The sequence below is a fragment of the Sphaerisporangium sp. NPDC049003 genome, from assembly GCF_043197795.1.
Taxonomy (GTDB): Bacteria; Actinomycetota; Actinomycetes; order Streptosporangiales; family Streptosporangiaceae; genus Sphaerisporangium.
In genome coordinates this window covers 1-19,677 of the sequence record NZ_JBICTU010000018.1, presented here as the reverse complement: position 1 = coordinate 19,677, position 19,677 = coordinate 1, and the positions used below count along the sequence as shown (strand labels likewise).

Sequence of the window (19,677 nt, the reverse complement as noted above, 5' to 3'; positions counted from 1 at the left end):
CTGCACCATATAGCGAAAGTCGTCCAGACGCATGAAAGTACGAAACCGTGATTTAGGGGTATGAAGCATGTGAAATGCCACTGCGCTACCGATGGGTAACCCGGTAAGACTACTCGGCCGGCGGCGAGGCCAACCCGACACCTTGTGGCAACGATCCCTCCTCGGCGGCTTCCGACAGATAGGAAAGCAGCGTAGCGCGGAAGGCCTGCGCCGCCCGGGTAGGTTCGACGTCCTTGCGGTGAGCGAGAGCTATCGTTCGCCGAAGCCCCGGGGGGGCGAGTGGAGTGCCCGCGAGGCCCGGCCGCCCGTCGAGGACCATCGACGGCACCACCGCGACCCCGAGCCCCGCCTCCACGAAGCGCAGCACGGCGTCCATTTCCCCGCCCTCCACGGCGAAGCGCGGCTCGAACCCGGCCTGCCGGCAGGCGCTGAGCGTCGCCTCACGAAGGTCGTACCCCCGGCGGAACATCACCAGCGGCCGTCCGCGCAGCTCGTCGATGCGGATGTACGGCTTGCGCCCCCGGGTCGCGGCGGGGCACGCGACGACGAGGTTCTCCTTCAGGATCTCCTCGGTGACCAGCGAAGGATCACTGCTGTGAAGAGGGAGGATGATCAGCGCCAGGTCGAGCTGGCCCCGCGCCAGGTCGCGGACGAGGTCCCGCGATCCGCCCTCCTCCACCAGCAGGTCGATGCCGGGGTAGTCGCCGTGGAACCGGGCCAGCGCCTCGGCCAGCAGGCCCGCGCACAGGGAAGGCGTGGCGCCGAGCCGTACCCGGCCCCGGCGCAGCCCGGCCAGCTCGGCGACCTCGCGGCGTGCGGTCTCGGCGTCGGCGAGCATGCGGCGGGCGAGTGGGAGCAGCGCCTCACCGGCGGGCGTGAGGGTCACGTTGCCCCGCGCGCGGCTGAACAGCGGCGCGCCCAGCTCGGTCTCCAGGGTCTTGATCTGCTTGCTCAGCGACGGCTGGGCGACCCGCATCCGCTCCGCCGCGTGCGTGAAATGCGAGGTCTCGGCCACAGCGACGAACGAGGCGAGTTGCTGTAGCTGCACGTCTCACAGCGTACGGGTGCGGCTCCGGACGGCTCGCTGGGGGCAAGGCCTTGTGAAGCTCGGCCTTCGGGGGAGCTCGGCGGCTCGGCTCTGGGTTCGGCCGCTGCGAGATCTCGGCCTTGTGAGTTCGCTCCGTGAGTTCGCTCCGTGAGTTCGCTCCGTGAGTTGGCTCCGTAGGTTCGCTCTGTGAGTTCGCTCTGTGAGATTGCTCGCATCCGAGTCCCCGGGCACGCGCGCCACGCGCACGGAGCCACGGGGCATAGCTTCTGGCTATCGGGACCAGGCATTTCATGACTTGGACGCTTATGGATGCCTTATCTAGCGTCGAAAAACGTGACATCGACGATCGAACGCGGTGCGGCCACCGCAAGGGTGACGCCCCGCGCCACACCCCCCAAAACGCCGGGGAGGTCTCCGGGGTTCCGGGGTCTCTTCAGGTCGTCCAACGGCAAGAAGGCCGTCATGGCGGTGACCGGCGCCGTGCTGGTGCTCTTCCTCATCGGTCACATGCTGGGCAACCTCAAGATCTTCCTTGGCGCCGAGTCCTTCAACTCCTACGCGGAGTGGCTGCGCACCGTCGGCGAGCCCGCGGTGCCCGGCAGGAGCCTGCTGACCGTCACCGAGATCGTCCTCGCCCTCGCGGTGGTGCTCCACATGTGGTCGGCGGTCTCGCTGGCCCGCCGCGCCTCCAAGGCCCGGCCCGTGAAGTACGTCGCCAAGCGCAAGTCGCAGTCCGGCGGCTACGTGGTCCACACGATGCGGTACGGCGGCGTCATCATCCTGCTGTTCGTGGTCTGGCACCTGCTCGACCTGACCCTCGGGGCGGTCAACCCCAAGGGCTTCGACGCCACTCCGTACGACCGTGTCGTGGCCGGCTTCGCCCTCTCACGCTGGTGGGTGACGGCCTTCTACATCGTGGCGCTGGCCATGGTGGGTCTGCACCTGCGTCACGGCCTGTGGAGCGCGTTCCAGACGCTCGGCCTGGCCACCGGCCGCAGGCGGCACGTCCTCAACGCCTTCTCCGCCGTGTTCTCCGCCGTGCTCGTTCTCGGCTTCGTCGCCGTCCCCGTCGCCGTGATGATCGGAGCTGTGAAGTGAACTACACGACCGGCGAGCCGATCCGCGACACGAAGGCCCCCGAGGGGCCCATCGAGGAGCGGTGGGACAAGCGCCGCTTCTCGGCCAGGCTGGTCAACCCGGCCAACAAGCGCAAGCTCAACGTCATCGTGGTGGGTACCGGCCTCGCCGGAGGATCGGCCGCGGCGACCCTCGGCGAGCTGGGTTACAAGGTCAAGTCGTTCTGCTACCAGGACTCGCCCAGGCGCGCGCACTCGATCGCCGCGCAGGGCGGGATCAACGCGGCCAAGAACTACCGGGGCGACGGCGACTCGGTCCACCGGCTGTTCTACGACACCGTCAAGGGCGGCGACTTCCGCGCCCGCGAGTCGAACGTCTACCGGCTCGCCCAGGTGAGCGCCAACATCATCGACCAGGCGGTGGCCCAGGGCGTCCCGTTCGCCCGCGAGTACGGCGGCCTGCTCGACACCCGCTCCTTCGGCGGCGCCCAGGTCTCCCGTACGTTCTACGCGCGCGGGCAGACGGGTCAGCAGCTCCTGCTGGGCGCGTACCAGGCCCTGGAGCGCCAGATCGCGGCCGGGACCGTGGAGATGCACACGCGCCACGAGATGCTCGACCTCGTCATCAGCGAAGGCCGGGCGCGCGGCGTCATCGTCCGCGACCTGGTGACCGGTGAGATCGAGACCCACCTCGCCGACGCGGTCGTGCTGGCCACGGGCGGGTACGGGAACGTGTTCTTCCTGTCCACCAACGCCAAGGGCTGCAACACCACGGCGATCTGGCGGGCGCACCGGCGCGGGGCCTACTTCGGCAACCCCTGCTACACGCAGATCCACCCGACCTGCATCCCGGTCAGCGGCGAGTACCAGTCGAAGCTGACCCTGATGTCGGAGTCGCTGCGCAACGACGGCAGGGTGTGGGTGCCGCTGCTCAAGGGCGACGACCGGCTTCCCGGGGACATCCCCGAGGCCGAGCGCGACTACTACCTTGAGCGGATCTACCCGGCCTTCGGGAACCTGGTTCCGCGCGACATCGCCTCCCGGGCCGCCAAGAACGTGTGCGACGAGGGTCGCGGCGTCGGACCGGGCGGGCTGGGCGTCTACCTGGACTTCGCCGACGCGATCGCCCGCCTCGGCAGGGACGCGGTCGAGGAGAAGTACGGCAACCTCTTCGAGATGTACGAGCGCATCACCGGCGAGGACCCCTACATCCGGCCCATGCGCATCTACCCGGCCGTCCACTACACGATGGGCGGCCTGTGGGTCGACTACGACCTGCAGTCGACGATCCCGGGCCTGTTCGTGATCGGCGAGGCCAACTTCTCCGACCACGGCGCCAACCGCCTGGGCGCCTCCGCGCTGATGCAGGGGCTGGCCGACGGGTACTTCGTCCTGCCGACCACGATCGGCGACTACCTGGCGGACGGGCCCTTCGGGGAGGTCGACCAGGGCGCCGTGGACGAGGCGCTCGGCCAGGTCACCGGCAAGATCGGACGCCTGCTGTCGGTCGACGGCACCCGTACCGCCGACTCCTACCACCGTGAGCTGGGCAAGCTCATGTGGGAGTACTGCGGCATGGAGCGCACCGAGGAGAGCCTGCGCAAGGCCCTCTCCCGCATCCCGGAGCTGCGCGAGGAGTTCTGGAACAACGTCAAGGTGCCCGGTGACGAGGAGGGCCTCAACCAGGCGCTGGAGCGGGCCGGGCGGGTCGCGGACTTCTTCGACCTCGCCGAGCTGATGTGCCTCGACGCGCTGCACCGCACCGAGTCCTGCGGCGGCCACTTCCGCGCCGAGTCCCAGACCGAGGACGGCGAGGCACTGCGCGACGACGAGAACTTCGCGTACGTCGCGGCCTGGGAGCACGGCCCCGAGGGCGTCCCGGTGCTGCACAAGGAAGAGCTCGACTACCAGTACGTCAAGATGAGCCAGCGGAGCTACAAGTGAGCGCTTCGGAGAACACGGTGAGCCCGGTCCGCGCGGCGGATCAGGAGCGTCGGGGCATGAGCCTCACGCTGAAGGTCTGGCGGCAGAACGGCCCCACCGACAGCGGACGGATGACGACTTATCAGGTTAAGGACGTGTCGCCGGACATGTCCTTCCTGGAGATGCTCGATGTGCTGAACGAGCGGCTCATCCTGGAAGGCGATGACCCGGTCGCCTTCGACCACGACTGCCGCGAGGGCATCTGCGGCATGTGCGGCATGGTCATCAACGGCGTCGCCCACGGCGAGCAGCGGGCCACGACGACGTGCCAGCTGCACATGCGCCACTTCGAGGACGGCGCCACGATCACCATCGAGCCGTGGCGGGCCGCGCCGTTCCCCGTGGTCAAGGACCTGGTCGTCGACCGGAGCTCCTTCGACCGCATCATCCAGGCCGGCGGCTTCGTCTCCGTCCCCGCGGGCTCGGCACCGGACGCGCACAGCGTCCCGGTGAAGAAGGACGACGCCGACGACGCGTTCGACGCCGCCACGTGCATCGGGTGCGGCGCCTGCGTGGCCGCCTGCCCGAACGGCTCGGCCTCGCTGTTCACCGCCGCGAAGATCACCCACCTGGGCCTGCTGCCGCAGGGCCAGCCCGAGCGCGACTCCCGCGCCATCGCGATGGTGGAACAGATGGACCTCGAAGGCTTCGGCGGCTGCACCAACACCGGCGAATGCACCGCCGTCTGCCCCAAGGGCATCTCGCTGGACGTGATCGCCCAAATGAACCGCGACTACCTCAAGGCCGCCAAGTAGCCCTTCCGACACCGAGAGCCGTACCCCCCGACGGGTACGGCTCTCGGCGGAACCGGCAGAGGTCAGCCTGCCTGTCGCGTGTGGAGCACCAGGTGGATCGGGAGGCGGCGCCAAGGCCGTACGGCCCTCAGGGCGTACTGCCGGGCCAAACCTGGCGACCATTTGGCGCGGAACATACCTGGACAAATGCCTCAAATGCGTAACTTGGGGAGGGTCTCATGGGGGAGAGGGCGACATGGCGGCTGGGGGGTTCTGCAGGTCTGGTGGCGCCGGTTATCTTCCGATCGCCGATCACGGGTTGATCGGCGACCTTCGTACCGTGGCTCTGGTGGGCACGAACGGCACCATCGACTGGTACTGCTGCCCGCGCTTCGACGCGCCGAGCGTGTTCGCCTCCATACTCGACGCCGATCGCGGCGGATCATTCGAACTGGCCGCCGACGTACCGGCCAGGACCAAGCAGTTCTACTTCCCCGACACCAACGTCCTGATCACCCGGTTCTTCGCCGCCGACGGAGTGGCCGAGATCCAGGACTTCATGCCGATCGCGGACGACTCGCGCGAGGTCGATCGTCACCGGCTGATCCGCCGGGTGGTGTGCGTGCGCGGAACGCTGCCGTTCCGGGTCCTCGTGGCGCCGCGGTTCGGCTACGCGAGCCAACCGCACACCGCGCGCGTACAGGACGGTCGTACGATCTTCGAGTCGGAGGGGCTCTCGCTGATACTGACCACCAGCGTGCCGGTCGACTGCGACGGACAGGATGTGCGCTCGGAGTTCAAGCTTCACGAAGGCGAGCAGGCGGTGTTCGCGCTCGACCAAGCATGCGACCTGCCGGCGCGGTCGTGTGCGGTCGTCGAGGCCGAAGCGGAGTTCGCCGCCACGGTGAAGTACTGGCGTCGGTGGCTGTCCGCCTCCCGATATCGCGGCCGGTGGCGGGAAGTGGTGCATCGCTCCGCGCTCACGCTGAAGCTGCTGACCTACGCTCCGACCGGGGGGATCGTCGCCGCGCCCACGACCAGCCTCCCCGAGCAACTCGGCGGCGAGCGCAACTGGGACTACCGCTACGTGTGGGTCCGCGACGCGGCATTCTGCGTGTACGCGCTGCTCAGGCTCGGGTTCACCGAGGAGGCGGAGGCCTTCATGGGCTTCCTGTCCGAGCACGTCACCCTCAGCGGTGACGGCCTCTCGGGGCCGCTGCAGATCATGTACGGCATCGACGGAGCCACCGAACTGCCTGAACGCGAGCTCGGTCACCTGGAGGGCTACCAGGGATCCGCTCCGGTACGCGTCGGGAACGCGGCCATCGGCCAGCTTCAGCTCGACATCTACGGAGCGCTCATCGACTCCATCTACCTTTACGACAAATGGGGCAAGCCGATCTCCAGTGGCCGCTGGGACGAGGTCTGCACGCTGGTGGACTGGGTCTGCGAGAACTGGGACAAGCCTGACGAAGGAATCTGGGAGACCCGGGGCGGGCGCAAGAACTTCGTGTACTCGCGGCTGATGTGCTGGGTGGCGATCGAACGGGCCATGCGCGTGGCCATCCATCGCGGGCTCCCAGCCGAGGTACCCCGCTGGCGGCACGCCCGTGACACGATCTACAGGCAGATCATGCGGGATGGCTGGTCGTCCAGGCTGCACGCGTTCGTCCAGCATTTCGACGACGAGGTGCTGGACGCCTCCGTCCTGATGATGCCGATGGCCAAGTTCGTCTCGCCCACCGACCCGAAATGGCTGTCCACCCTCGACGCGCTCGGTGAGCAGCTGGTCTCCGACTCGCTGGTCTACCGTTATGACCCCGCCGTGAGCCCGGATGGACTGCGGGGGGTCGAAGGCACGTTCTCGATCTGCTCGTTCTGGTACGTGGAGGCACTGGCGCGCGCCGGGCGCGTGGACGAGGCCCGGCTGGCCTTCGAGAAGATGCTGACCTACGCCAACCACCTTGGCCTGTACGCCGAACAGATCGGACACACAGGGGAGCAACTCGGCAACTTCCCCCAGGCCTTCACCCACCTGGCCCTGATCAGCGCCGCCTTCAACCTCGACCAGGCCCTCGGCTAGCGCCTGCCCCCACCCGGGCCAGACCTTGCGCTAGCTCGTCCTTCAGTCTGGACCAGGACTTGGGCTAGCGCCGCCGTTCGTGGGGGTGGCAGGAAGCGGTCAGCATGGTGCAGCTTGCTGCCGCCGGTTCGTCTGGTTTGTGGGTTGCGATTCCCGCAGAGTTGTTTGTGCGAGAACAAATACACAGCCCTCAAGGAAAGAGACGAAGAAATGACGAACTCCACGAACTCCACGCGCACCGCCGGCACCACCTGGGACTCGTACTCGCGCACCGCGGGCACCACCTGGGACAGCTACGGCCGCACCCCCGGCACCACCTGGGACTGAGAAAAGCAAACCACCCGGCCAGTACGGAAATTAGAAAATTGAAAGCCTGATCAGTCCTCTTGAAACACTGAAGCAGCTACAAACCAAAGAGCATGTGGAAAGGCCAGGCCGAGCCGACTGAGACCATCGTCATCCGGATCCGAACCGATGGCATCGGCAGACATCAAACGGCCAGACATCGAAGCGCCAAGCATCAAACGGCCACATACGGCCACATCGATCGGCCAGACATCGATCGGCCGCACATCGAACCACGTAGTGACAGTCAGGGCGACGCCGAGACATTCCTCTCCAGGCCCGATCGCCCAGGCATCCCCCCAGCGACCCCCCGTCGCCTTGCCGCGACGTCCGTTCCCCTGTGGCGACCAAATACTTGCACGCGCGCTTAATCGTCACAAGCGTGTAAAATGCGATCAGAAGGTGAACGGCCGTCCCAGGTGGATGGCCCAGGGCCCTCAGGAGGCCGTCATGGGAATCGGGGACGACGCGGTGGAGGTCCGCGCCCAGGGCTGGCGCACGCTGGCGACGCTCCACGGCCTGATCGAGGCCGCGCTGGAGCGCGAGCTGCAGTCCGAGTGCGTCCTGTCGGTCGTGGAGTACACGGTGCTGGACGCGCTGTCACGGCAGGACGGCTGGCACATGCGCATGCAGCAGCTCGCCCGGGCCGCGGCGCTCTCCAGCAGCGCGACCACGCGGCTGGTGAACCGGCTCGAAGACCGGGGCCTGCTGAACCGCGTCCTGTGCCAGGACGACCGGCGCGGCATCTACACCGAGCTCACCGGCCAGGGGTGGGAGCTGCTGAGCAAGGCCAGGCCGACCCACGACGCGGTCCTCGCCGGCGCGTTGGCCGAGGCGGAGCGGACACCCGAGCTCGCGCCTCTGGTGGAGGCGCTGCACGGCCTCCCGGCCGAGGCACGATCAGCGCAGTAGAGCTGTGTTCGTGCCGGTGGTCGTCCGTCAGCGCGCTGGGTCTGTGTTCATGCCGGTGACTGACGTGGCATGACCTCGCGAAGGAACTTCACCAGGTCGTCCGGGTCCAGCCCGAGGAGGCCGGCGCGGTGGGCGGCCATGAGCAGCAGGTGGGCGACCAGTTCGGTGCGGCGTTCGTGGTCGCCGAACCATTCCCACAACCGGTCGAAGCCGAGATCGGTCAGCTCGGCGCCGAGGCCGTACCGGTCTCTGACCTCCGCCACCACTCCCGCGATGGCATCCAGCGGCGAGGACCCCGGGCGCAGGCAGAGCAGCCCCGGGTGGTCGACGTCGGGAGACCACCGGCATCCCGAGGGCGGACCGGCCTTGACCTGGGCGTAGACATCGAGGTCGTCCCTTTCGGCCCCGCAGGCGGTGAACTGCAGCAGGAAGGCGAACACCGGTTCCCCGCCGACGCCGGCCAGTGCGGGCGGGGAGACGTCGAGCACGTTGATGACCCGCTGCTCCGCGATCAGCTCCTGGAGCTGCCAGGCCGCCATGCGCGGGTCGTCCACCGTGACGGTGCCGATGCCGGGGAGCGAGGCCTGCCACAGGCTGTCCTCCACCTCGACGATCGTGGCGACCGGTCTGGGCTCGTCCATCCGCCTCCCTCCCCGCGTACGGATCCGCGATCACGCCGATCCGTGGCCGTACGGATGCGCCGCTGTACGGAGGCGTGACCGCGCGAATCCGTGGTCGTATGGGTTCGAGATTAGGCGTCTCCCGCCCCGCAGGTCCTGCATGCGCCGCGTGTGCCGGACGGGACGGTCATGGCCAGGTCACCGCAATTCGACGCGGACCTCTCGGCGGAGGGCCTCGAAGTCGACGCCCGCGTCGGCGAGGACCCGGGCGCCCAGCCCCTCGCCCTCTCGCAGCAGGGCGAGCAGGATGTGGCCGTTGCCGATGTAGTTGTGCTTGAGCAAGATGGCCTCGCGCAGCGAGAGCTCCAGCACCTTCTTGGCCCGCCCCGAAAAGGGGAGGTGACCGCCGAGGCGCCACGGACGGCTACGGCGCGGCCGGGGCTCCCGGTCGAGGGCGCCCGGCCCGAAAGCGGCCTCCACCTTCTCGCGTATCGCGTCGAGGTCGATGCCGATCGACTCGAGCGCGCCCGCGTCGAGATCGTCGGCCGGTGGCGCCACCAGCAGTCGTGCCACGGCGTCACCCATCTGGTCATGGTCGAGCCCGTGCCGCGCCAGGACCCGCGCCGCCACCGTGTCGGGCTGCCGGAGGAGGGCGAGCAGCATGTGCTCGGTCCCTATTAGGCCGTGGTTGAACAGCCGGGCCTCGTCCTGGGCGAGCACGACCGTCTGGCGTGCGTCCTCGTGAAACCGCTCGAACATGCCTACTTCTCCCGCCTCAGTAGTCCTCGCCCGCCTGCGTACTTCTTGTGGACCGCCTGCCTGCTCACGCCGAGCAGAACCGCGATCTCCTGCCAGGACCAGCCCTGTTCGCGGGCGTTGTCCACCTGGAGTGCCTCCAGCCGCTCGACCAGCGTCCGCAGCGCCCGTACGGCCCGGAGGCCGACGGCCGGATCGCGGCTGCCCGCGTCGGAGGCCAACTGTGCCGTGTCGCTCATGAGTGTCAATATAGGTTGACACCGCGATAGTGTCAACCATAGTTGACGAACTAACGCGGACGATCTACGCGAACCCCGTTCTAGTCCGGATGTTTTCGCTGGTATGGCCTCATGAGGCCGGAAAAATCGTTTGCCGGGCCACCGTCGGGTTTGCCAGCCTGGAGGGGCTATGCGCTCCCTGCCTCTTGCCGATCCCGGCATTCCCGATGCCCGCAGCCCGCTCCGGTACCTGTGGTGGGTGGCCCGTGGCCAGGCGGGCCCCCTGCTCGTCGGCATCGGGTTCGCCATCCTGTGGTGGCTGGCTCAGGCGCTCGTGCCGTCGGCGCTGGGCAAGGCCGTCGACAGCCTCACCATGCGCGACACCGAGGGGCTGATGCGCTGGTCAGGGGTGCTGCTCGGCCTCGGCGTCCTGACCGCGTTCGGCGGTGTGATGCGCCACCGGCTGGCGGTCTTCAGCTGGCTGTGCGCCGCCTACCGCACGGTGCAGGTCACCGCGCGCCAGGCCACCAGGCTCGGAGCGACGCTGCCGAAGCTGCTGTCGACCGGCGAGGTGATCAGCGTCGGCAACTCCGACATCGCCCACATTGGCAACGCCATGGACATCCTGCTGCGCGGCGTCGGCTCGGTCGTCGCCATCATCGCCGTCACGGTGATCCTCATCACGACCTCACCCCCGCTCGGCCTGATGGTGCTGCTGGGTGTGCCGCTGATGGCGCTGGCCGTCGGCCCTCTGCTGAGGCCGCTGCACCGCCGGCAGCACGAGCAGCGCGACCTTCAGGGCGATCTCGCCACCCGGGCCTCCGACATCGTCTCCGGCCTCCGGGTGCTGCGCGGCATCGGCGGCGAGCAGGTCTTCGCCGACCGCTACCGCGAGGAGTCCCAGAGGGTGCGGGGCGCCGGAGTGCGGGTGGCGTCGATGGACGCCGCCCTGGAAGGCGCCCAGCTCCTGCTGCCGGGCATGCTGATCGCCTTCGTCACCTGGCGGGGCGCGCACTACGCGATGGACGGAACGATCACGGTCGGCCAGCTCGTCGCCTTCTACGGGTACGCCCTGTTCCTGGTCGGCCCGCTGCGCACGCTGACCGAGGCGGCCGACAAGCTCACCAAGGGCCACGTGGCGGCCCGCAGGGTCATCCGCATCCTGTCGCTCGATCCCGAGATCGGCAGCACGGGTACGGCCGTGACGGCTGGGGGCGACCTGGTGGACGCGGAGTCCGGCGTGACCGTGCGGGAGGGACGGTTCACCGCCCTGGCCGGCTCGGTGCCCGAGGACGCCATCGCCGTCGCCGACCGCCTCGGCCGCTACGTGGCGGCCGAGGCCACCTTCGGCGGTGTGCCGCTGGCCGACCTGCCGCTCGCCGAGGTCAGGCGCCGCATCCTGGTGGCCGACAACGGCGCCAGGCTGTTCAGCGGGCGCCTGCGCGACCAGCTCGACGTCACCGGCTCCGCCTCCGAGGACGACCTGCGGCGCGCCCTGCGCACCGCCTGCGCGGAGGACGTCGTCGAGGCGCTCCCCGGCGGCATCGATTCGCACGTGGCCGAGTCCGGCAGGGAGTTCTCCGGCGGCCAGCAGCAGCGCCTGCGGCTCGTACGCGCGCTGCTCGCCGACCCCGAGGTCCTCGTCCTGGTAGAGCCGACCAGTGCGGTCGACGCCCACACCGAGGCGCGCATCGCCGAGCGGCTCGGCGAGGCCCGTCTCGGGCGCACGACGCTGGTCTGCACCACCAGCCCGCTCGTGCTCGACCGGGCGGACACCGTGATCTTCATGCGGGACGGCAAGGCGCGCGCGGAGGGTTCCCACCGCTCGCTGCTCGCCACCGACCCCGACTACACCGCGACCGTGACCCGAGGGGAGGTCTGATCGTGAGTGTGGGCCAGGCCAGTGAGAACGAACTGACGGAGGGCCCGGCAGGCGAGGTCCGCGCCGCCGAAGGCCGTACGAGCGTGCGGGACGAGGGCCGTGCGGACGACGGCGAGGCCGCCGAACGTCCCCACGGCGCACCGGTGACGGGCGGCGACCAGAGGCGCATCCTGCCGGTCGCCGACCAGGCGCAGGTGCGGGCGTACGCCAGGCGGCTGACGCTGAAGTACCCCCGCAGGCTCGCGGCGGCCCTGAGCCTGCACGGCCTGGCCGCCGTCGCGGGCCTCACCGGGCCGCGCCTGCTCGGCGAGCTGGTCGAAGGAGTGCGCGACGGCACGGGCGTCAGCGTCGACGCCGTGGCGCTGACGATCGCCGGCTTCGTCGTCGTGCAGGCCGTGCTGATCAGGTACGCCGTCTACGTCTCGGCCAAGCTCGGTGAGAAGGTCCTCGCCGAGCTGCGGGAGGAGTTCGTCGACCGCGTGCTCTCCCTGCCACTGTCGACCGTCGAGCGCGCGGGCTCGGGCGACCTGGTCACGCGCACCTCGCGGGACGTCGACTCGCTGTCGCGCACGGTGCGGCACGCCGTGCCGGAGACCCTGATCGCCGTGGTGGCGGGCGTGTTCGTGCTGGGGGCGCTCGCCCTGGTGGGGCCGCTGCTGGTGCTGCCGACGCTCCTCGCGGTGCCCCTGCTGTGGTTCGCCACCCGGTGGTACCTCAAGCGGGCCAGGGACGGCTACCTGCGCGAGAACGCCGCGTACGCGGACATGACCGAGGGCCTCACCGAGACCGTGGAGGGCGCGAGGACCGTCGAGGCGTTCGGCCTGCAGCGCCGCCGGCACGAGCGCACGGACAGGGACATCGCGCGGTCGTGGGCGGCCGAGCGCTACACCCTGGGCCTGCGCACGGTGTGGTTCCCCTCGGTGGAGTTCGGCTACGTGATCCCCGTCGTGGCGACGCTGCTGATCGGCGGCCTGTTCTACCTGAACGGATGGGTGTCGCTGGCCCAGGTGACCGCGGCCACGCTGTACGTCCAGCAGCTCATCGACCCGCTCGACCGGCTGCTGTCGTGGGTGGACGAGCTCCAGGTCGGCGGCGCGTCCATGGCCAGGCTCCTCGGCGTGGCCAACGTGCCCGACGACCGCAACGCGGGCGCTGAGCGTCCCGCCGGCGAGACGATGGTCGCCGACGACGTCAGGTACTCCTACCGGGAGGGCCACGACGTGCTGCACGGCGTCTCGCTGAAGATCGCCCCAGGGGAGCGGCTCGCGATGGTCGGCCCCTCGGGGGCCGGTAAGTCGACGCTGGGCCGCCTGCTCGCGGGCATCCACGGCCCGCGCACCGGCTCGGTGACGGTCGGCGGCGTCCCGCTGGTCGACCTGCCCCTGGACGAGCTGCGCGGCCACGTCGCGCTCGTCACGCAGGAACACCACGTGTTCCGGGGGACGTTGCGTGACAACGTGCTCATCGCGCGGCCCGAGGCCGACGACGCCGCCGTCAAGGAGGCGCTGGAGGCCGTCGACGCGTGGGAGTGGGTCGGCGCGCTCCCCGGCGGTCTCGGCACGGTCGTGGGCTCGGGCGGCCTCGCGGTCTCGCCCGCGCAGGCCCAGCAGGTGGCGCTCGCCCGCCTGGTGCTCGCCGACCCGCACACGCTGGTGCTGGACGAGGCCACCTCGCTGATCGACCCGCGCGCCGCCCGGCATCTGGAGCGGTCGCTGGCGGCCGTGCTCGACGGGCGGACCGTCATCGCCATCGCGCACCGGCTGTACACCGCGCACGACGCCGACCGGGTCGCCGTCGTCGAGGACGGCCGCATCAGCGAGCTGGGCTCGCACGAGGAACTGGTCGCCGCGGGAGGCGCCTACGCCGCCCTGTGGGACAGCTGGCACGGCACCAGCCGCTAGCGCGCCGTAGTGCCACGACCGAGAGCGCGACCGTGCGAGTCCTCGCCATGACGGTCCTCCGCTCAGCCGACGGGGTTCCAGCCGTCGGATCCGGCGAGATACTTCTGCGGGGTGTAGCCGGCCGCCTGGATTGTAGATCAGGAAGCCGTACATCTTGCCCGCCGCGGTGCGGGCCGCGGTGATCGGGCCGCCGCGCTCCGCTCGGGCCGCCGGTCGGGCGCACGGAGGTGCGGCCACGGGCGCCCACGGAGCTAATCCGATTAAATTGGGCTAGTCAACAAACCCTCGACGTCCTCGCGCGGCAGGACGGAAACTTTTGGCGTTCTACCTGCGGCTTCGAGAAAGAGGCGTGCGGGCGGCCATCCCGGCAGCGTGCGAAACGTTCACAGCGGAAACGTCGAACGCGTCATCGGCCGTCACCGGAACGGGTCCGGGCGGGCCCTCTCGCCGGGAAGTCGGCCAGGAGAGGGCCCGCTCGGTGAACGGGCGCCGGGTCGGCGTCCAGGGACTTCCCGGGGTCAGGCGCCCAGGGACTTCTTGAGGAACTCCACCTGGAGAAGCAGAAGGTTCTCCGCGACGACCTCCTGCGGGGTCATGTGGGTCACGCCCGACAGCGGCAGCACGGTGTGGGGACGGCCCGCGGCGACGAGGGACGACGACAGGCGCAGCGTGTGGGCCGCCACCACGTTGTCGTCGGCCAGGCCGTGGATGAGCAGCAGGGGCCGCTCCAGCTTCTCGGCGTCGGCCATGAGCGACGACCGGTCGTACACGTCGGGAAGCTCGCCGGGGTGGCCGAGGTAACGCTCGGTGTAGGCGGTGTCGTAGAGCCGCCAGTCGGTGACCGGCGCCCCGGCGATGGCCGCGTGGAAGACGTCGGGCCTGCGCAGGACGGCCAGTGCCGAAAGGAAGCCGCCGAACGACCAGCCCTTGATGGCCACCCGCGACAGGTCGAGGTCGCCGGGGTAGAGCTGGGCGGCGCCCTTCAGGGCGTCCACCTGGTCTTCGAGCGCGGGGGTCGCGAGATCGTGCAGCACCTCGCGCTCGAAGGCCGGGCCCCGGCCCGGGGTGCCCCGGCCATCGGCCACGATCACCGCGAAGCCCTGGTCGGCGAACCACTGGGACTCAAGGAAGCCACGGCCCGAGGCCAGCACACGCTGGGCGTGGGGCCCTCCGTAGGGGTCCATGAGGACGGGCAGACGCCTGGAACCGGGCACGTGCCCGCTCGGCAGCAGCACGGCGGTGGCCAGCTCGCGCTCACCCGTACGGACCAGCGAGACGCGGGGCTCCAGCTTCGGGCGCTCGGCGAGCGAGGCGATGTGCAGGCGCTTGTGGCCGTTCTCGACCCGAACCGTGGTGCCAGGGCTGTCGAGGGTCTGGCTGATGACCAGCAGGGTGTCGCCGGACAGGCGGCCGTTGTGGACGCCCGGCTCGCTGGTGACCGGGGAGATGGCCCCGCCGGACCCGGACCAGGTCCACAGGTGGATCTCGGTGGGCTCGGCGCTCGCGCGGAACAGCACGGTGTCGCCCGAGACGCCGAGCACGTCGCGGACCTGCAGGGTGGGAGGGGTGACCGGTGCGTCGCCGATGATCAGGCGCCGGCCGCCGTCGGCGTCGGCCACCCACACCAGCGTGCCGTCGGACAGGCGCGCGGGGACCCCGCCGACGACGTCGACCCACGCGGGGTCGGTGTCCTCGCGCACGAGCTCGGTCGCGCCGGTGGCGGGGTCGACGGTGAGGACGCGGACGGCCTTCTGGTCGCGGGGCATCGTGACGATGGACAGGCCGTGACGGTCCCAGGAGGCCGCCACCAGGTACTCGTCGTCGAACGGGACCGCCGTGCGGGAACCGTCGAGACCGAGGACGAACAGCTCGACGGTGGCGTTGGCCGTGCCCGCGGAGGGATAGGCCACCGGCACCGGCGTGCTGGACGGATTGGCCGGGTCGGCGATGTGCCAGGTCTGGACCGGCGACTCGTCGGCCCGCTCGGCGAGCAGCGCCGTGCCGTCGGGGGACCACCAGTAGCCGCGCATGCGGTCGAGCTCCTCGGCGGCGATGAACTCCGCCAGGCCGTACGTCACGCCGGCCTTCTCAGGGGTCGCGGGCGCGCGGTCGTCGCCCGTGGCGACCTCCTGGACGTGGAGGGCGCCTCCGGTGACGTAGGCCACGCGGGAGCCGTCGGGGGACAGGCGGGGGTCGATCACCGGGCCGGGGGTGTCGAGCCGCCGCACGGCGCCCGACCTCAGGTCGGCCAGGTAAAGCCCGCCGGACAGCGCGAAGGCCGCCGAGGTGAGCGCGGAGTCGGCGCCGAAGGCCACCACGCCGCCGGCCTGCTCCCTGGCGCGCTCGCGGCGGGCCCGCTCCTCGGCGGGCAGATCCTCGTCGGCCGCGCCGAGGTCGGCGGGGTCGACCAGCAGGTGCTCCGCGCCCGAGGCCAGGTCGAGCTCCCACAGGCAGGTCACCGCGTCGGTGCCCAACCTGCTGCGCAAGAAGACGACGCGGTCGCCGTCGGGAGCGATCACGAAGCCACGGGGCACTCCGAGGGTGAAACGGCGGGTCCTGGCGTAAAGACGCGGGAAGCTCTCACTCATGTCGTTCATAGTGCCAGGCCAACACGCAGGGAGATGCTTCCTGTCGGAGCCTGGGGATACCCTCGACCGCATGACTGAACGTCGTTTGCTGCTCGTCCACGCCCACCCCGACGACGAGACGAGCGGCACGGGCGCCACGATGGCCAAATACGCCGCGGAGGGCGCCCAGGTCACGCTCGTCACCTGCACCCTCGGCGAGGAGGGCGAGATCGTGGTGCCCGACCTGGCCCACCTCGCCGCCGACCAGGAAGACAGGCTCGGCGAGCATCGCATCGGAGAGCTCGAAGCGGCCTGCAAGGCGCTGGGCGTCGACGACCACCGGTTCCTCGGCGGCCCCGGCCGCTGGCGCGACTCCGGCATGATGGGCGTCGCCACCAACGACAACCCCCGGTGCTTCTGGCGCGCCGACCTCGACGAGGCCGCCGGCGAGCTGGTCGAGATCATCCGCGAGGTCAGGCCCCAGGTGCTGGTCACCTACGACGAGAACGGCTTCTATGGCCACCCCGACCACATCCAGGCGCACCGCGTCGCCTGGCGGGCCTTCGAGCTGGCCTCCGATCCCTCCTTCGGCGAGGGCGAGCCCTGGCAGATCGCCAAGTTCTACTTCACGACCATGCCCAAGTCGGGGATGCGGCGGGTCGCCGAGGCGATGCGCGACACCGACTTCGACTTCTTCACCGAGGAGACCCTCGACGACCTGCCCTTCGGGGCAGCCGACGAGGAGGTCACCACCGAGATCGACGCCCGCGCCCACGCCGCCGCCAAGCTCGACGCCATGCGGGCCCATCGCTCGCAGATCGACCTCGGCGCGCCGTGGTTCGTGATCTCCAGCAGCATGGGCCAAGATTCGCTCGGCATCGAGCACTTCATCCTCAAGGCCGGTGAGCGCGGGCCCGCGGGAAGGGGCCTGCCGCAGGAGGCCGGCGGTCTCGGCGAGCCCTACGTCCGCGAAGACGATCTGTTCGCGGGCATCGGCTAGCCTTTCAGCCATGGAGGAAGAGCAGGTCGAGAGCGAGACCGCGACGCGGCGGGGGTCCGACGCCGTGATCACGGGCGCCGCCTACGGCATGCTCTTCGTCCTCGGCGTCGTCTACGGCGTCGTGGCGGGGCTGGAGCATTCGTGGGATGTGGGCGACGTCGTCCCGCCCATTCCGATCGCCCTCTCCCTGGTGCTGTTCGGTCTGCTGTACGGGGCGGGGCGGCTCATGGACAGCAAGATGGGCGCCTTCGTCCCCGGCATGGGGTGGATGCTGGCCGCGCTGCTGTTCTCGGTCAAGAGGCCCGAAGGCGATCTGGTCGTCGCCGGCAACGTCCCCGGCTACTGGTATCTCGGTTGCGGGGCCCTGGCCCTGGTGATCGCGGTCCTGCTCATCCCGTCGTCCGGTTCGTGGCTGATGCACCAGGGTTCGTATGGCAAGCGGCGCCGCATGAACATTTCGGATGGAATGTCCGCATAAGCTGGCCGCGTGTATCAGGGATCTGTCGAGAGCCAGGTTGATCAGGCGGTCTTCCGCAGGGTGACGGGCCGCTTCGCCACCGGTGTCGCCGTCGTCACCACCCTCGCCGACGGCGTCGACCACGCGATGACGGTCAACTCCTTCGCCTCGGTCTCCCTCGATCCGCTCCTGGTGCTGGTCTGCGTGGAGAAGATCGCCCGGTTCCACGACGCCGTGATCGACGCCGGGGTGTGGGGGGTCTCGGTCCTCGGGGAGGACGGCGAGGAGGCCTCCCAGGCCTTCGCCACGCGCGGCCGTGCGCTCGAAGGACAGCTCGACCGCTGGGCGCATCGCCGGGGCGGGCTGGGGCTCGCGCTGTTCGACGCCGCCATCGCGACGCTGGAGTGCCGTACGACCGTCGTCCACGACGGGGGCGACCACTCGATCGTGGTCGGGAGTGTCGTGTCGGCGGAAACCCCGAGGGACGTCCCTCCGCTCATCTACTACGAGGGCCGCTACCGCCGCCTGCGCACGCCGGGCCGGTAGGCCGCCCTACCGGCCGCCGGGGCCCGTGAGTCACAATCAGAGACATGCGCGGACGGCACCGGGCAAGGCAGGTGCTCAACTACGTCAACCTCTCGACGCCGCTGGGACTGCTCATCGCGGTGGCCGGGCGTGCGGAGGTGCGGCGGGGCGAGCACGGCCTGCTGTACGCCCACGGATACCGCATCCCCTTCCCGGTCGCCGGCGCCTTCACGGTCGGCAACGTGGTCCTGACGGCCCAGCGGGAGGGCTACCTGACCGGCGCCCTGCTCAGGCACGAGGCCCGGCACGCCACCCAGTACGCCTTCTGCGTCGGCCTGCCCCTGCTGCCGCTGTACGTCCTCGCCCTGCTGGTCTCGGTGGCCGTGTGCGGCCATCCCGCCTCCTGGAACGTCTTCGAACGCCTGGCCGACCTGGACGAGGGGGGCTACCCGAGGCATCCCTCCCGATGGAGGAGGCGCACCCTGGAGTAAACGCGGATGAACGCCATCCGATCCACATCAGGGAGGACATGACGGATACCTCGTACGACTGAGGCATGTTTTTCGCCCACGGGGGATGATCAGTGCAGAGTGGTGATTGTTCCCGAGGAACAGCCCGCCCCCCACTCGGCGACGAACAGGAGGGGTCGCATGTCGCAAACCGTCAGCCCTGAGTTCTCCCCGGTCACGCCGCGTGAGCGGACCTTTCCCACCGACTTCAAGGACCGACTGACCTGCCCGCTGCCCGACTTCCGCGAGGTCATGAGCGTCGCCTGGCATGGAGGGTTCCGCCCCGACATCGGAGACGCCGACCAGATCCCGGTGCTCCGGGCCGGTCTGCCCTCCGTCGCCGCGACGGACGCCGCGGTCACGTGGGTCGGCCACGCCACGTACGTGCTGCGCATCGGGGGCCTGACGGTGCTGACGGACCCTGTCTGGTCACGGAAGATCCCCGGGGTACGGCAGCGGCTGACGCCGCCCGGCGTGGCCTGGACCGACCTGCCCCCGGTGGACGCCGTCGTGATCAGCCACAACCACTACGACCATCTTGACGCGCCGACGATGCGCCGCCTGCCGAGGCACACTCCGGTCTTCGTCCCGGCCAACCTGGCGAGCTGGTTCACCAAGAGGGGCTTCACGAACGTCACCGAGCTCGACTGGTGGGAGAGCGCCCAGATCGGCGAGGTGACCTTCGACTTCGTGCCCGCCCACCACTGGAGCCGCAGGACGCTCTTCGACACCTGCAAGTCGCTGTGGGGCGGCTGGGTGCTCACCTCGCCGAACCAGAGGATCTACTTCGCCGGGGACACCGCCTACGGCGACCGCTTCAAGCTCATCGGTGATCGCTACCCGGGTATCGACCTCGCGCTGATGCCGGTGGGCGCGTACGAGCCGCGCTGGTTCATGCACGTCTCCCACGTGGATCCCGCCGAGGCCGTGCAGGCGTGGGGGGGGGGGGGGGGGCGGCGGGGGGGGGCCCCGCCCCCGGGGGGGGGGGTGCGGGAGGGGGTGGCGCGGAGGGGCCCGCGGGAGGAGGCCCGCGCGCGCCGGCTGGCCGGCGGCCGCGCACC

The 19,677-nt window shown here is 70.1% G+C and carries 17 protein-coding genes; 12 read left to right on the top strand and 5 right to left on the bottom strand.

What is annotated here, in order from left to right; all coding sequences use genetic code 11:
- Positions 1 to 109: 109 nt before the first annotated feature.
- Positions 110 to 1,048, bottom strand: a complete 939-nt coding sequence (locus tag ACGFIV_RS20545; protein WP_358546226.1) for a LysR substrate-binding domain-containing protein — start codon at positions 1,046 to 1,048, stop codon at positions 110 to 112.
- A gap of 309 nt (positions 1,049 to 1,357) precedes the next feature.
- Between ACGFIV_RS20545 and ACGFIV_RS20540 the strand changes: the two genes are divergently transcribed.
- The 5 genes from ACGFIV_RS20540 to ACGFIV_RS20520 all read left to right on the top strand — a co-directional run bounded on the left by ACGFIV_RS20540 (position 1,358) and on the right by ACGFIV_RS20520 (position 8,181).
- A complete protein-coding gene (locus ACGFIV_RS20540) occupies positions 1,358 to 2,146 on the top strand; it encodes a succinate dehydrogenase cytochrome b subunit (protein ID WP_358546229.1) in 789 nt (262 codons plus the stop codon).
- Positions 2,143 to 4,068 carry a fumarate reductase/succinate dehydrogenase flavoprotein subunit gene (locus tag ACGFIV_RS20535; protein WP_358546232.1) on the top strand — a complete coding sequence of 642 codons (1,926 nt, stop codon included), beginning with the start codon at positions 2,143 to 2,145 and terminating at the stop codon, positions 4,066 to 4,068. Before ACGFIV_RS20540 ends, ACGFIV_RS20535 begins: the two co-directional genes overlap by 4 nt.
- Before the next feature lie 56 nt (positions 4,069 to 4,124).
- On the top strand, positions 4,125 to 4,862 hold the full coding sequence (locus ACGFIV_RS20530) for a succinate dehydrogenase/fumarate reductase iron-sulfur subunit (RefSeq protein ID WP_358546235.1): 738 nt from the start codon (positions 4,125 to 4,127) through the stop codon (positions 4,860 to 4,862).
- A gap of 235 nt (positions 4,863 to 5,097) precedes the next feature.
- Positions 5,098 to 6,924: a glycoside hydrolase family 15 protein gene (locus ACGFIV_RS20525; protein WP_392836911.1), complete on the top strand. Its 1,827-nt coding sequence runs from the start codon at positions 5,098 to 5,100 to the stop codon at positions 6,922 to 6,924.
- A gap of 795 nt (positions 6,925 to 7,719) precedes the next feature.
- Positions 7,720 to 8,181 carry a MarR family transcriptional regulator gene (locus tag ACGFIV_RS20520; protein WP_358546240.1) on the top strand — a complete coding sequence of 154 codons (462 nt, stop codon included), beginning with the start codon at positions 7,720 to 7,722 and terminating at the stop codon, positions 8,179 to 8,181.
- 47 nt (positions 8,182 to 8,228) lie between these two features.
- Here ACGFIV_RS20520 and ACGFIV_RS20515 read toward each other — a convergent pair whose 3' ends face one another.
- From ACGFIV_RS20515 to ACGFIV_RS20505, 3 genes are all read right to left on the bottom strand, one after another.
- The gene (locus tag ACGFIV_RS20515) at positions 8,229 to 8,822 is read right to left on the bottom strand and encodes a hypothetical protein (RefSeq protein WP_358546243.1); all 594 of its coding nucleotides are present in this window, start codon (positions 8,820 to 8,822) and stop codon (positions 8,229 to 8,231) included.
- 177 nt (positions 8,823 to 8,999) lie between these two features.
- Positions 9,000 to 9,560, bottom strand: coding sequence for a Clp protease N-terminal domain-containing protein (locus ACGFIV_RS20510; RefSeq protein WP_358546246.1), 561 nt, complete (start codon positions 9,558 to 9,560; stop codon positions 9,000 to 9,002).
- A gap of 2 nt (positions 9,561 to 9,562) precedes the next feature.
- On the bottom strand, positions 9,563 to 9,796 hold the full coding sequence (locus ACGFIV_RS20505) for a helix-turn-helix domain-containing protein (RefSeq protein WP_114028781.1): 234 nt from the start codon (positions 9,794 to 9,796) through the stop codon (positions 9,563 to 9,565).
- 169 nt (positions 9,797 to 9,965) lie between these two features.
- Here ACGFIV_RS20505 and ACGFIV_RS20500 point away from each other — a divergent pair, with 169 nt between their 5' ends.
- Positions 9,966 to 11,657 (top strand): ABC transporter ATP-binding protein, encoded by a 1,692-nt coding sequence (locus tag ACGFIV_RS20500; RefSeq protein ID WP_358546249.1) that lies wholly within the window; start codon positions 9,966 to 9,968, stop codon positions 11,655 to 11,657.
- A 143-nt stretch (positions 11,658 to 11,800) separates the two neighbouring features.
- Positions 11,801 to 13,558 (top strand): ABC transporter ATP-binding protein, encoded by a 1,758-nt coding sequence (locus tag ACGFIV_RS20495; protein ID WP_358546282.1) that lies wholly within the window; start codon positions 11,801 to 11,803, stop codon positions 13,556 to 13,558.
- A gap of 518 nt (positions 13,559 to 14,076) precedes the next feature.
- Here the strand turns inward: ACGFIV_RS20495 and ACGFIV_RS20490 are convergent.
- Entirely contained in the window at positions 14,077 to 16,146 is a 2,070-nt protein-coding gene (locus ACGFIV_RS20490) for an LpqB family beta-propeller domain-containing protein (RefSeq protein ID WP_392836905.1), read from the bottom strand.
- A 70-nt stretch (positions 16,147 to 16,216) separates the two neighbouring features.
- Here ACGFIV_RS20490 and mshB point away from each other — a divergent pair, with 70 nt between their 5' ends.
- The 5 genes from mshB to ACGFIV_RS20465 all read left to right on the top strand — a co-directional run.
- Positions 16,217 to 17,125 (top strand): N-acetyl-1-D-myo-inositol-2-amino-2-deoxy-alpha-D-glucopyranoside deacetylase, encoded by a 909-nt coding sequence (gene mshB, locus ACGFIV_RS20485; protein ID WP_358546255.1) that lies wholly within the window; start codon positions 16,217 to 16,219, stop codon positions 17,123 to 17,125.
- A 10-nt stretch (positions 17,126 to 17,135) separates the two neighbouring features.
- Positions 17,136 to 17,603: a DUF6113 family protein gene (locus tag ACGFIV_RS20480; protein WP_358546258.1), complete on the top strand. Its 468-nt coding sequence runs from the start codon at positions 17,136 to 17,138 to the stop codon at positions 17,601 to 17,603.
- Positions 17,604 to 17,612: 9 nt separating this feature from the next.
- On the top strand, positions 17,613 to 18,128 hold the full coding sequence (locus ACGFIV_RS20475) for a flavin reductase family protein (protein WP_392836900.1): 516 nt from the start codon (positions 17,613 to 17,615) through the stop codon (positions 18,126 to 18,128).
- A 44-nt stretch (positions 18,129 to 18,172) separates the two neighbouring features.
- A complete protein-coding gene (locus tag ACGFIV_RS20470; RefSeq protein WP_392836897.1) occupies positions 18,173 to 18,598 on the top strand; it encodes a hypothetical protein in 426 nt (141 codons plus the stop codon).
- A gap of 159 nt (positions 18,599 to 18,757) precedes the next feature.
- Positions 18,758 to 19,677 (top strand): MBL fold metallo-hydrolase (locus ACGFIV_RS20465; protein ID WP_392836894.1); only part of this gene is annotated, 920 nt, incomplete at its 3' end.